This is a genomic window from Saccharothrix sp. CB00851 (assembly GCF_001905065.1).
Lineage (GTDB): Bacteria > Actinomycetota > Actinomycetes > Mycobacteriales > Pseudonocardiaceae > Actinosynnema.
The window spans coordinates 1-12,827 of sequence record NZ_LWLC01000032.1; the positions used below are offsets into that span (position 1 = coordinate 1).

A 12,827-nucleotide genomic window follows, 5' to 3' on the forward strand; every position below is an offset into this window, starting at 1 on the left:
TGGACCTCGAACCGGAACCACCGTAATGCTGGCCTTTCAAGATCTGTATGAGGGAGAAGGGCGCCGCCAGTGGCACGTGCAGGGGGTCGCCGACGAGCGCGGGGACGAACGGGCCCGGGGCGGGTGCGGCCGCTTTGCAGAAGTAGGGGTTCGTGTCATCCCGCCGACCTGGCGTAGCCCTACCGCACGGGTCAAGAGGGCGTCGTGCAAGCGCTGCCTGATACTCCAACTTCGGGCGCCCTCTTGACGCGTGTGGTAGCCCGGAGGGAGGTCGGTGGGATGACACGCACCCCGGGACCACGCTGGGTCAGCAGTTCCCAACGGAACAAGACGGACACGGAACCGGGGGATGTCATCCTGCTGATCTGCCCGTCCGGCGAGGACGCTTTTGATCTTTTGACTTATTACTCACTCGCCTACACAAGACCCGGCCGTTGCCAAGGCTCACCGAGCACGTGCTCCGCCAAGAAAGCGAACACGGTCTCGTACCAGACCTTGGCGTTACCGGGAGTCAGGATCCAGTGATTCTCGCTCGGGAAGTACAGGAACTTCGCCGGCACACCGTGCCGCACGAGGTCGAAGTAGAGCCGTTGCCCCTCACCGATCGGAACCCGGTAGTCCTTGTCACCGTGGATCACCAGCATGGGCGTCTTGATGTCCGCCACGCGCAGGTGCGGGGAGTTGGCCCGCACGGTGTCCTCCTGCCGCAGTGGGTCGCCCATCTCCCGGATCCAGTAGTACGAGTCGTCAGTGGTCCCGGTGAACGCGTCCAAGTGCCACAACGACGCGTGCGTCACGATCGCCTTGAACCGGTCGGTCTGCGTGGCGATCCAGTTCGCCATGTACCCGCCGAACGACCCGCCCATGGCGGCCGTCCGGGAGTCGTCGATGTCGTCCCGCCGCACCGCGACATCCGTGATCGCCATCAGGTCCGTGTACGGCTTCGCACCCCAAGAAGCCCATCCGGCCCGCACGAAGTCGTACCCGTACCCCGTCGACAGCGCGGGATCGGGCAGCAGCACCGCGTAGCCCCGCGCCGCCATCAGCCACGGGTTCCAGCGCCAGCTCCACCCACTCCAGCTCATCACCGGCCCGCCGTGCACCCACAGCAACAACGGCGCCGGCTGCTCCGCCGACGCACCCGACGGCAGCACCAGCCACGCCCGGACGGTCCGGCCGTCCTCGACCACCGTCTCGACCTCGGTCAGCGTCCCCGGCACCGACTCGACCGCACCGGGCGCGGGCAGCGGCACGGCCTGCTGGTCCACGCCGGACGCCGACAGCCGCACCGGCTGCGGCGGGTGGTCCCAGGCGTTGCGCAACGCGTACACCGACGCGCCGTCGGGGCTGACCCGCACGTCGGTGTACGCACCGGACGCGGTCAGCTTCACCACCGAACCGGACGCCAGGTCGAGCTTCCAGATCGGCTGGTGACCCCGGTGGCTGCTGGTGAAGTACACCGCGTCACCGGCCGGGCTCACCACCGGGTGGTCGGGTTCCTCGGCGAAGTCCGCCACCAGTTCCGCGACCGCGCCCGACTCCAGGTCGATGCGCACCAACGTGTTCGTCCACGGCAGGTCCGGCGTGGAGTCGAACGCGCGCACCGCTATCACGCCCGACGAGTCCGGCAGGAACACCGGCTGCAGGAACGAGTGCCCGTCCACGTCGGCCAGCACGCGGTCCGCGGCACCGTCGATCGAGGTCAGCCGCAGCCGGACCCGCTTGCCGTACGACGCGCTCACCGACACGCCCTCGGTGTGCACGACCCACCGCCCGTCCGGGCTGATCGCGGGCGAGTCGTCCAGCCGGGACGCGGCGTTGGGGGTCAGGTCCACCAGGTCCGACGACTGGTCGATGGGCGCGCGCTCCACGTCGACCGGTGCCGTGGTCGCCAGCAGCCGCGGGAAGCTGGGCCCGAGGTCGGCGTCCCAGTACCGCACCGGGTACGACTCGTGCAGGATCGCGGTCACCCCGGCGTCCTCGCGGGCCTTGCGGTGCTCCTCGTCCTGCTCGCCGAACTCCGCGGTCGGGTGCGCGCCCGCCGCGAGCAGCACCGTGCCCGCGTCCCGGGCCACCGCAAACTCCGACACCCCGCCGGCGGGCCGGTACAGCTCACGCGCCTCGCCGACGGGCGGCAGCAGCCACAGCGCGGTCTTGTCCTTCTTGTCCCGGTCGGCGGGCTTCGCCTCCTGGTCGGGCCGTGCCGAGAGGAACAGCAGCGCGCCGTCCGGCGTGAACGCGGGCGCCGACTCGCCCTTGGCACCCCGGGTCAACCGCCGCGCGGGACGCTCACCGGCCGGGTCGACCTCCCACAGCGCGCCCTGCCACGCCTTGCCGTCCGGCGAGAGCGTCGCCACCACGGTGACCAGCCGCGTCCCGTCCGGCGACAGCGCCAGCCCGGACAGCCTCGGCATCTCGGCGAACGAGGTCAGGTCCCCGAACGCGGCCTCGGTGATCTTGCCTGCCATTCACGCCCCCTGTTGTGACCGGGTGAAGTCCCACGCGTCGCGCACGATGCCGGCGAGGTCCACCCGCTCGGGCTTCCACCCCAGCTCGGTGCGGGCCTTCTCGCTGGAGGCCACGAGCACCGCCGGGTCACCGGCCCGGCGCGGCGCCACGTCGGCGGGGATCGGGTGGCCGGTCACCTCGCGGCACGCGTCGATGACCTGCTTGACCGAGAAGCCGAGCCCGTTGCCCAGGTTGTAGATGCGGTGCTCGCCCGCCGCGGCGTGCTCCAGCGCCCGCAGGTGGGCGTCGGCCAGGTCGACCACGTGGATGTAGTCGCGGACGCACGTGCCGTCCTCGGTGGGCCAGTCGTCGCCGTAGACCTGCACCCGCTCACGCCGGCCGGACGCGACCTGCAGCACGATCGGGATCAGGTGCGTCTCCACGCCGTGCCGCTCGCCGAACCGCCCGTACGCGCCCGCCACGTTGAAGTAGCGCAGCGACACCGCGGCCAAGCCGTGCGCGGCGGCGTAGGACGTGATGGCGTGGTCGATCGCGAGCTTGGTCGCGCCGTAGGTGTTGGTGGGCCGGGTCGGTGCGGTCTCCGCGATCGGCACCTGCTCCGGCTCGCCGTAGGTCGCGGCCGTGGACGAGAACACCAGCCGGGGCGTGCCGTGCTCGCGCATCGCGTCCAGCAGCCGCAACGACGTCACCACGTTGCCGTGCCAGTACTTCGCCGGGTCCTGCATGGACTCGCCGACCAGCGACTTGGCCGCGAAGTGCAGCACGCCGTCGTAGCCGTCCGCGAGCACGTCGCCGATCGCCTCGTCGATGCCCGCCTCGACCAGCCGCACGCCGTCGGGCACCGCGTCCGCGTGCCCGGTGGACAGGTCGTCCAGCACGACCACCTCGTGCCCGGACTCCACCAGCCTGGCCGCGCAGACGCTGCCCACGTACCCGGCACCGCCCGTGACGAGCAACTTCACCCTGCATCCCCGCTTTCGACTAGACCGTCATCGATCCTGGCCGGCACCCGCGGAGGGCACCGCCGTGAACGTCCTGGGCGTGGCCCAGCCGCGCTCCGCGAACGCGCCCAGCACCCGCCGCACCACCTCGTCGTGCCGCTGCACCGGCACGAGCGCGATCGCCGAGCCGCCGAACCCGCCACCCACCATCCGGGCACCCAACGCCCCGGCCGCCTTCGCCGCGTCCACCGCCACGTCCAACTCCGGCGCGGAGACCCTGTAGTCGTCGCGCAACGACGCGTGCGAGGCGTCCAACAACGGCCCCAGCTCCGCCAGCCGACCGTCGCGCAGCAGCTCCACCGCCGCCAGCACCCGCTCGTTCTCCGTCACCACGTGCCGCACCAGTGGCCGCAACTCCTCCGGCACCCGGTCCAGCGCCGCATCCAGCCCGGTCACGTCCACGTCCCGCAACGCGGGAACCCCCAGGACCGACGCCGCCTCCTCACAGCCCGCACGCCGCGCGCCATAGCCGCCATCGGTGTGCGAATGACTGGCCCGCGTGTCGATGACCAGCACTTCCAGCCCGTGCGCGGCGGCGTCGAACGGCACCTGCTCCGACTCGAACGACCGCACGTCCAAGAACAGCACGTGCGCCTCGGTGCAGCACAACGACGCCGTCTGGTCCAACAGACCCGTCGGCGCACCCACGAAGTCGTTCTCCGCCCGCTGCACCCACCGCGCCACCTGCGGCAGGTCGTCCACCGGACGCCCCGCCAGCCCCAACAACGCCAACGCCACCGCGCACTCCAACGCGTGCGACGACGACAACCCGGCGCCCGCCGGCACGTCACCGGCGATCACGAGGTTCGCGCCACCGGTGACACCCTGATCCCGCAGCACCCATGCGACCCCAGCCGGGTAGGCGGCCCAACCACCGACCGCACCCGGTTCCAGCTCGGCCACGGCCACGGGCGGGGCCTGCTGCACCGCGCCGTCGTCACCGAGCGTGGCCACGTGCAACCGGCCGTCGTCCCGCGGTGACGCGGCCACCGCGGTCCGGTACGGCAACGCGAACGGCAGCACGAAACCGTCGTTGTAGTCCGTGTGCTCCCCGATCAGGTTCACCCGACCGGGCGCGGACCACACACCGCTCGGCGCCGCGCCGTGCAGCCGGGTGAACGCGGCGACCGCGCGCCGCGCCGGACTCACCGGGCCTGCACCAGGACGGCGTGCGCGACCGCCGGGTCCAGCTCGGCGACCGTGCCGTTGCCGCGCACCTGGATGACCTTCGCACCACCCAGCGAGTCGATCTCGACCGTGCCGCCCGGCACCACGCCGGCCGCCTTCAGCTCGGCCATCAGGTCCGGGTCCAGCTGCACGTGCTCGGCGATCCGGCGCACCTCGACGCGACCGCCGCCGCGCCGGGCCACCTCGTCCACGCGCACGAGGTCCGACTCGGCCGCCGGCGCGGGCTCGCCGTCACCCAGCTTGTCCAAACCCGGGATCGGGTTCCCGTAGGGCGAGGTGGTCGGGTTGCCCAGGAGCTTGACCAGCTTGCGCTCGACGGCCTCGCTCATGACGTGCTCCCAGCGGCACGCCTCGCTGTGCACGTGCTCCCACTCCAGGCCGATGATGTCGACCAGGAGGCGCTCGGCGAGCCGGTGCTTGCGCATGACCGCGATGGCCAGGTTGCGACCCTGCTCGGTCAGTTCCAGGTGGCGGTCGTCGGCCACGACGACGAGGCCGTCGCGTTCCATCCGCCCGACCGTCTGGCTGACCGTCGGACCGCTCTGCGCCAGCCGCTCGGCGATCCGCGCACGCAGCGGCACTACGCCCTCTTCTTCGAGCTCGTAGATCGTGCGGAGGTACATCTCGGTAGTGTCGATGAGCTCGTTCACACCCGCTCCCCTTCGTATGGCGTCAATGCTAGTCGGCCGGTCACGGGTGCAGGATGGTGCCGTGCATCCACTGATCAGCACCGAAGCCCTGGCCTCCGCGCTGAACGGGGCCGAACCACCCGTCGTGCTCGACGTCCGCTGGCGACTGGGCGGACCACCGGGACGTCAAGACTACGAGGTCGCGCACGTTCCCGGTGCGGTCTACGTCGATCTCGACACCGAGCTGTCCTCGCCGCCCGGCGCCGGTGGCCGCCACCCGCTGCCCGACCCGGTCACCCTGCGGGCCGTGCTGCGGGCCGCCGGTGTCCGCCGCGGTCACCCGGTCGTGGCGTACGACGGTGGTGACGGTTCCGTCGCCGCCCGCGCGTGGTGGCTGTTGCGGTGGGCCGGCCACCCGGAGGTGGCGGTCCTGGACGGCGGCTTCGCCGCGTGGACCGCCGAGGGCCGTCCCGTCAACGCCGACACGCCGACGCCCGTTCCCGGTGACATCGTCGTGCGGCCCGGCGCCATGCCCATGCTGGACGCCGACGAGGCCGCCGCGTTCACCGCGTCCGGCGTCCTGCTCGACGCCCGCGCCCCCGAGCGGTACCGGGGCGAGACCGAACCGGTGGACCCGCGGGCCGGGCACATCCCGGGCGCGCTCAACGCGCCGACCTCGGGTCACACCTCCGAGGGCCGCTGGCTGCCCGCCGCGGCGCTCGCCGAGCGCTTCGAGGCCCTCGGCGTCACGTCCGACCGCCCGGTCGCCGCCTACTGCGGGTCGGGCGTCACGGCGTCCTCCGTGGTCCTGGCCCTGGAAGTGGCCGGCGTCACCACCCCGGACCGGCCCGCGCCGCTCTACGCGGGCTCGTGGTCGCAGTGGTCCTCGGACCCCGCCCGGCCCGTCGAGACCGGTTGAAACGCGGAACGGCCGGTCGGAGCACCCGACCGGCCGTTCCGGTGACCACTCAGGCGTTGGGGATCTTCTCGAAGGCCTTCGTGGCGAGCTTGAGCGCGATCTCGCACGGCTCGATCTCGTCGATCGGCGTCACGGTGGCCTGGAACGCGGGCGTGATCTCGTCCGGGTCGTCGGTCAGCATGACCAGCACCGTGCAGTCGCCGCCCTTCTCCTTCACCTCGTACGCGGTGTTGCCGCCGATCTCGATGATCCGCGCCTCACCCTCGTACTCGGCGAACGTGACCATGAACAGCACCACCGAGAACGGGTTCTCCGTGCTCTGCACGCAGCCCTTCTCGCCGCCCTTGGCCGCGCCGACGGCCGCCGCCACCTCCTCGGGCGTGAGGATGTCGCAGTCCTCGAAGCCCTCGGTCTTCTTCTTGGTGGTGATCTTGACGTCGCCGGACGGCTTCTCGGCCTCGGTCGTCTTCGGCGCGCTCACCTTCCCGGACGACGCCCTGGGGGAGGAGGCCTTGGTCGACGACGGCTTGCCGGAGGTGGTCTTCTCACCGGTCGACCCGCCCGCCGCGGCGACCGGGCTGCCGACGACCTTGGTGGCGCAGGCCGACAGGCCGAGCGTGAGCGCCAAGGCCAGCACAGTGGTCAGGGCGGGGACTCGTCGCAGGTGCATGTGTTCTCTGACCCCGTTCCGACGTGCGGGGTTCCATCCTCGATGGCCGCAATCTGGCCCGCCTCGTCACGGCAGACTCTAAGTCCACGCGGGAGGTCCGCACGCCGGGGTCGACCAAGCTGTGATCACGCCACCGCCCGCCGGTTGGGTTAGGTTGCGGACATGGGAAAGCCGGCCGCCGTCGTCTGGGACGAGTCCTTCCTCGGCTACGACCTGGGCGGGGACCACCCGCTCAACCCCGTCCGGCTGGACCTGACCGTCCGGCTGGCCGGCGCGCTCGGCGTGCTGGACGGCGTGGAGCTCATCGCCCCCGACCCGGCGACGGACGACGAGATCGAACGCGTGCACGAGCCGTCCTACCTCAACGCCGTGCGGGCCGCGCCGATGGCGGGCTGGGACGTCGGCCACGGCCTCGGCACCGCGGACAACCCGGTGTTCGCCCGCATGCACGAGGCGTCCGCGCTGGTCGTGGGCGGTTCGCTGGCCGCGGCGCGCAAGATCGCCTCCGGCGAGGCGGACCGGGCGGTGAGCATCGCGGGCGGGCTGCACCACGCCATGCGCGACCACGCGGCCGGGTTCTGCGTCTACAACGACTGCGCCGTGGCCATCTCGTGGCTGCTGGACCACGGCTTCGACCGGATCGCCTACCTCGACACCGACGTGCACCACGGCGACGGCGTGCAGGCCGCGTTCTACGACGACCCCCGCGTGCTCACCGTCTCGGTCCACCAGAACCCGCTCAGCCTCTGGCCGGGCACGGGCCGGTCCGCCGAGCTGGGTGGCGAGGGCGCGGAGGGCACGAGCGTGAACCTGGCCCTGCCGCCCGGCACCGGCGACCGGGACTGGCTGCGCGCGTTCGAGGCCACCGTGCCGTCCCTGCTGCGGGCGTTCGGGCCGCAAGTGCTGGTCACCCAGTGCGGCGTGGACACGCACCGCGAGGACCCGCTGGCCGACCTGGCGCTCACCGTGGACGGGCACCGCGCGATCTACCGCCGGCTGCGCGGACTGGCCGAGGAGACCGCGAACGGCCGGTGGCTGGCGCTGGGCGGCGGCGGGTACGAGCTGCTGCGGGTCGTGCCGCGCAGCTGGACGCACCTGCTGGCCACCGTGCTGGACCGCGACGTCGACCCGAACACCCCGCTGCCCGCCGACTGGGTCGCCCACGCCTCCACCATCGCGCCGAACTGGCCGCTGCCGACGTCGATGTCCGACGACGCGGACACCGCGTTCGAGCCGTGGGGCGGCCAGCTCGACACCCCCGTGGACGTGGCGGTCATGCAGACGCGGCGCGCGGTGTTCCCGCTGCACGGCCTGGACCCCGACGACCCGAGGGACTGACGGCGTGGACCCGTTCGACTACCCGAGGCACTGGGAGGCCGACGTCGTGCTCAGCGACGGCGGCACGGTCCACCTGCGCCCGATCACGCCCGACGACGCCGAGAAGCTGCTCGCGTTCCACGGCAGGCTGTCCGAGCGGACCCGCTACTACCGCTACTTCGGCCCCTACCCGCGGATGCCCAAGCGCGACCTCGAACGCTTCAGCACCGTCGACCACGTCGACCGGGTGGCGTTCACCGCGCTGCTCGGCGACGACATCGTGGCCGTCGGCCGCTACGACCGCCTCGGCGACGGAGGTTCGGCCGAGGTCGCGTTCGTGGTCGAGGACGCCCACCAGGGCCGCGGCCTCGGCTCGATCCTGCTCGAACACCTCGCCGCCGCCGCGCGCGAACGCGGGCTGAGCCGGTTCACCGCCGAGGTGCTCGCGGAGAACGGGCAGATGGTGCGCATCTTCCGGGACGCGGGCTACGGCGTGAGCCGCGCGTTCGAGGAGGGCGTGGTGCACCTGGAGTTCGACATCGACCCGACCGAGGAGTCGGTGGAGGTGGCGCGGGCCCGCGAGCAGGCCGCCGAGGCGCGCAGCGTGCACAACCTGCTGCACCCGAAGTCGGTCGCGGTGATCGGCGCGTCCACCGACCTGACCAAGATCGGGCACGCGGTGCTGACGAACCTGCTCGCCGCCGACTTCGCCGGGCCGGTGTACCCGGTGAACGCCGAGCACCGGTCCGTGCGGGGGGTGCGTGCCTACCCGTCGGTGCTGGAGATCCCGGACGACGTGGACCTCGCCGTGGTCGCGGTGCCCGCCGCGGGCGTGGACGAGGTGATGGACGCCTGCCTGGCCAAGGGTGTGAAAGCGCTGGTCGTGGTCACGTCCGGGTTCGGCGAGACCGGGCCGGGCGGGTTGAGCGCGGAGCGCAGGCTCGCCGCCGAGGCGCGGGCGCACGGCATGCGGGTGGTCGGCCCGAACGCGCTGGGCGTGCTGAACACCGACGCGGGCGTTCGCCTCAACGCCACCCTGGCGCCGCAGCTCCCGGCCCGCGGCCGCACCGGCTTCTTCTGCCAGTCCGGCGCGCTGGGCACGGCGATCCTGGCCACCGCCGCCGAACGCGGCCTCGGCCTGTCCACGTTCGTCTCCGCGGGCAACCGCTCGGACGTCTCCGGCAACGACCTGCTCCAGTACTGGGAGACCGACCCGGCGACCGACGTGGTGCTGCTGTACCTGGAGTCGTTCGGCAACCCGCGCAAGTTCGCCCGGCTGGCCCGGCGGCTCGGCCGCACCAAGCCGATCGTGGCGGTGAAGTCCGGTCGGCACGCCGTGACGCCCGCACTGGCGGCGACGTCGGTGCCGGTGGACGAGTCGAGCGTGCAGGCGCTGTTCGAGCAGGCCGGTGTGATCCGCGTGGAGTCGCTGGCGCAGCTGTTCGACACCGCGCTGCTGTTGGCGCACCAGCCGTTGCCGGCCGGGCCGCGGGTCGCCGTGGTGGGCAACTCGACCGCGATCGGGCTGCTGGCCGCGGACACCGCGCTGGCCCAGGGGCTGGAGCTGGCCGGCGAGCCCGTCGACGTGGGTGCGCAGGCCGGGCCGGAAGCGTTCGCGGCGGCGGTGAAGGAGGCGTTGGAGAACCCGGACGCGGACGCGCTCGTGGTCGTGTTCGTGCCGCCGCTGGCCGTGCCGGGCACGTCGTTCGCCCGCGCGTTGCGCGAGGTCGTGGAGCAGGGCGGGCGGACCAAGCCGATCGCGTCGACGTTCCTGGCCGTCGAGGGCGTGCCCGCCGAGCTGGCGGTGCCCGGTCCCGGTGGCGCGCCCGGCCGGGGTTCCGTGCCGTCGTACCCGAGTCCGGAGCGCGCTGTGCTGGCGTTGGCCCGTGCGACCCGGTATGCGCGCTGGCGGTCCGCGCCGCAGGGCACGTTCGTCCGGCCGGAGGGCATCGACCCCGTGGCCGCGCACGCCATCGTGGCGTCCATGGAGCTGGACGGCGAGCGGACGCTCGACGACGAGACCACCGTGCGGCTGCTGGCGTGCTACGGCGTGGAGGTCGTGCCGTTCCGCGTGGTGACGTCTGCGGACGACGCGGTGCGCGCGGCGGGGGAGTTGGGCTACCCGGTGGCGATGAAGTCCACCGACGACCGGCTGCGGCACCGCACCGACCTGGTCGGCGTGCGGCTGGACCTGTCCGGCGACGAGGCCGTGCGCACGGCGTACGCGATGCTCGCCGGGATGGCCGACCGGCCGGACGTGTACGTGCAGCGCATGGCGCCCAAGGGCATCTCGTGCGTGCTCGGCCTCCAGGACGACCCGTCGTTCGGCACGCTGGTGTCGTTCGGGCTGTCGGGACTGGTCAGCGACCTGCTGGGGGACCGGGCCTACCGCGCGGTCCCGCTGACCGACGCGGACGCGGCGGCGCTGGTGCGCGCGCCCAAGGCCGCGCCGCTGCTGGCCGGGTACCGGGGTGACGAGCCGGCGGACCTGCCCGCGTTGCAGGAACTGGTGCTGCGGCTGGCCGCGCTCGCCGAGGACCTGCCCGAGGTGCGGGAGCTGTCGCTGGAACCCGTGCTGGCCAGTGCCGCCGGCGCGTACGTCAGCAGCGCCCGGGTCACGCTGGGACCGCCACCGTCCCGACATGACACCGGTCCCAGGCGGCTGCGGTCACCCGGCGGTGTGCGTTAGCGCGATCACGGTCTCGATGCACAACCGTCACCCTTGACCGATCAGGTGTCCCCTATCTTCCCGCTGACCCTGGACCAGATCCGTTGAGCCGCTTAGGTTTCCGGCATCCCGAGGAAGCTCCCGAAAAGGGGAAGAATGGCTCTGGCACCGCTGCGCGCCCTTGTGGTCGCGTGTTCCGCCGCGCTTGTCCTCGCGTCGTGCTCCACCGGTGACGACACGACCGTCGCCGGCAAGGCGGACAGCTCCAACGAGTTGACCATCGCCGTGGCGTACGACCAACCGGGGCTCGGTGTGCGCCGATTGGACGGCACGTACCGCGGCTTCGACGTCGACGTGGCCCGTTATGTTGCGAAAGAACTGGGTGTCGAGGAATCCGGCATCAAATTCACCGAGGCGACGCCGTCGGAACGCGAGAAGCTGCTCACCAGCGGCGCCGCGGACCTCGTCGTGTCCAGCTACTCCATCACCGACAAGCGCAAGGAGGTCATCGACTTCGTCGGCCCGTACTTCGTGGCCGGGCAGGACCTGCTGGTCCGGTTGAGCGATGAGCGGATCACCGGGCCCGAATCGCTCAACTCCGGCAACCTGAAGCTGTGCTCGGTGGCCAACACCACGTCCGCGCAGTACGTGAAAGACCAGTTCGCGCAGTCCGTGCAGCTCGTGGAATATCCCAATTTCAGCGACTGCGTCACCGCGCTGCTGGCCGAGCAGGTGGACGCCATGACGACCGACGACGTGATCCTCGCCGGCTACGCCGCGCAGAACCCCGAGCTGCTGCGCGTGGTCAACCGGCCGTTCAGCAAGGAGGAGTACGGCATCGGGATGCGCAAGGGCGACCCGACCAGCAAGGCGGCGGTCACCGCCGCCGTCCGGAAGATGATCGACACCGGCGAATGGCGCAAGTCGCTGGAGGCCAACGTGGGTGCGTCCGGTTACGCCATCCCGGACCCGCCGGAGCTCGCGTCGTGACGTGGGACCCACCCCGTTAGCGGTCTGACCGGCCCGGACCGCCCCGTACGCTCGTCGCGTGCATGCCTCGCATTACGTGCCCCAGTACCGCGCGGACGGGCCGGTCCGCGCCGGTATCCCCGAACACGGCCGCATCCCCCGCTACTACGCGGTGAAGACCGAACTGCTGTGGCTCGTCGACGCCCTCGGCGAGGGCACGGCGCTGCCGTCGGAACGGGAACTGGCCGAGCGGTTCGCGGTGTCGCGGGTGACGCTGCGGCAGGCCGTCGGGGAACTGGTGCTCGAAGGCAAGCTGCAACGCCGCCAGGGCAGCGGCACCTACGTCGCGCCGCCGAAGCTGGTGCAGCCGCTGTCGCTGCTCAGCTACACCGAGGGCATGCGACGGCAGGGCGTCGACCCGGCACGCGGCGTGATCACGGTCGAGCACCTGCCCGCGGACGACGTGCTGGCGCGGGACCTGCGGATCCGGCGGGGCGACCCGGTCGTCCACCTGGAACGCGTGCTGCTGGCCGACGGCGAGCGGATCGGGCTGGAGTCGACCTACCTGTCCGAGGCGCGGTTCCCGACGCTGCTGGAGGTGTTCGACCCGACCACGTCGCTGTACGCGTGCCTCGCCGACCGGTTGGGCGTGGTGTTCGCCGAGGCCGAGGAACGGGTGGAGACGGTGCTGGCGACGCCGCGCGAGGCGTTGCTGATCGGCACGAACCCGGCGCTGCCGATGTTGCTGCTGCACCGCGTGTCCCATGGCAACGTTGGCGAGCCGATCGAGCGGGTCCGCTCGCTCTACCGGGGCGACCGGTTCAGCTTCATGGCGCGGCTGCGCGCGGAGTGAAGGTCACGTCACGGTAACCGTCGCGCGCGCCGGGCGACCGTCCACTGAGGACTGTCCGGGTCATCCGACGTCGGGCGGGTGTCCCGGTCACGGCGCGACCGCCCGACCGTTAGCGAATCTTTCCCTGGAACCGCCCATTGGCAG

Annotated in this window: 10 protein-coding genes; 5 read left to right on the top strand and 5 right to left on the bottom strand. The window is 72.1% G+C overall.

What is annotated here, in order from left to right:
• Window positions 1–416: 416 nt before the first annotated feature.
• Genes A6A25_RS27890 through A6A25_RS27905 form a run of 4 tightly spaced genes read right to left on the bottom strand, consistent with a single transcriptional unit; the run spans window position 417 to window position 5,308 of the window.
• On the bottom strand, window positions 417–2,468 hold the full coding sequence (locus A6A25_RS27890; protein ID WP_073895171.1) for an alpha/beta hydrolase family protein: 2,052 nt from the start codon (window positions 2,466–2,468) through the stop codon (window positions 417–419).
• Window positions 2,469–3,431, bottom strand: coding sequence for a UDP-glucose 4-epimerase GalE (gene galE / locus A6A25_RS27895; RefSeq protein ID WP_073895173.1), 963 nt, complete (start codon window positions 3,429–3,431; stop codon window positions 2,469–2,471).
• A gap of 27 nt (window positions 3,432–3,458) precedes the next feature.
• The gene (galK, locus tag A6A25_RS27900; protein WP_073895175.1) at window positions 3,459–4,619 is read right to left on the bottom strand and encodes a galactokinase; all 1,161 of its coding nucleotides are present in this window, start codon (window positions 4,617–4,619) and stop codon (window positions 3,459–3,461) included.
• The gene (locus tag A6A25_RS27905; RefSeq protein ID WP_073895177.1) at window positions 4,616–5,308 is read right to left on the bottom strand and encodes a metal-dependent transcriptional regulator; all 693 of its coding nucleotides are present in this window, start codon (window positions 5,306–5,308) and stop codon (window positions 4,616–4,618) included. The genes galK and A6A25_RS27905 overlap by 4 nt, the downstream gene beginning before the upstream one ends.
• 61 nt (window positions 5,309–5,369) lie before the next feature.
• On the opposite strand from A6A25_RS27905, the gene A6A25_RS27910 reads away from it, so the two are divergent.
• The gene (locus A6A25_RS27910; protein WP_073895179.1) at window positions 5,370–6,206 is read left to right on the top strand and encodes a sulfurtransferase; all 837 of its coding nucleotides are present in this window, start codon (window positions 5,370–5,372) and stop codon (window positions 6,204–6,206) included.
• Window positions 6,207–6,255: 49 nt separating this feature from the next.
• On the opposite strand, the gene A6A25_RS27915 is transcribed toward A6A25_RS27910, so the two are convergent.
• Window positions 6,256–6,876 (bottom strand): DUF3558 domain-containing protein, encoded by a 621-nt coding sequence (locus tag A6A25_RS27915; protein WP_143193460.1) that lies wholly within the window; start codon window positions 6,874–6,876, stop codon window positions 6,256–6,258.
• A gap of 162 nt (window positions 6,877–7,038) precedes the next feature.
• Between A6A25_RS27915 and A6A25_RS27920 the strand changes: the two genes are divergently transcribed.
• The 4 genes from A6A25_RS27920 to A6A25_RS27935 all read left to right on the top strand — a co-directional run bounded on the left by A6A25_RS27920 (window position 7,039) and on the right by A6A25_RS27935 (window position 12,683).
• Window positions 7,039–8,214, top strand: coding sequence for an acetoin utilization protein AcuC (locus A6A25_RS27920; RefSeq protein WP_073895183.1), 1,176 nt, complete (start codon window positions 7,039–7,041; stop codon window positions 8,212–8,214).
• Window positions 8,215–8,218: 4 nt separating this feature from the next.
• Window positions 8,219–10,882, top strand: a complete 2,664-nt coding sequence (locus A6A25_RS27925) for a bifunctional acetate--CoA ligase family protein/GNAT family N-acetyltransferase (protein WP_073895185.1) — start codon at window positions 8,219–8,221, stop codon at window positions 10,880–10,882.
• Between the two features lie 135 nt (window positions 10,883–11,017).
• Window positions 11,018–11,851 carry a glutamate ABC transporter substrate-binding protein gene (locus A6A25_RS27930; RefSeq protein WP_073895187.1) on the top strand — a complete coding sequence of 278 codons (834 nt, stop codon included), beginning with the start codon at window positions 11,018–11,020 and terminating at the stop codon, window positions 11,849–11,851.
• Window positions 11,852–11,909: 58 nt separating this feature from the next.
• Complete coding sequence (locus tag A6A25_RS27935) at window positions 11,910–12,683, top strand: GntR family transcriptional regulator (protein WP_073895189.1); 774 nt, start codon at window positions 11,910–11,912, stop codon at window positions 12,681–12,683.
• Window positions 12,684–12,827: the final 144 nt, after the last annotated feature.

Excerpts from the sequence above, each read along its gene's own strand:
- A6A25_RS27915 (WP_143193460.1), bottom strand. The coding sequence starts at position 6,876 with ATGCACCTGCGACGAGTCCCCGCCCTGACCACTGTGCTGGCCTTGGCG.
- A6A25_RS27920 (WP_073895183.1), top strand. The coding sequence starts at position 7,039 with ATGGGAAAGCCGGCCGCCGTCGTCTGGGACGAGTCCTTCCTCGGCTAC.
- A6A25_RS27930 (WP_073895187.1), top strand. The coding sequence starts at position 11,018 with ATGGCTCTGGCACCGCTGCGCGCCCTTGTGGTCGCGTGTTCCGCCGCG.
- A6A25_RS27890 (WP_073895171.1), bottom strand. The coding sequence starts at position 2,468 with ATGGCAGGCAAGATCACCGAGGCCGCGTTCGGGGACCTGACCTCGTTC.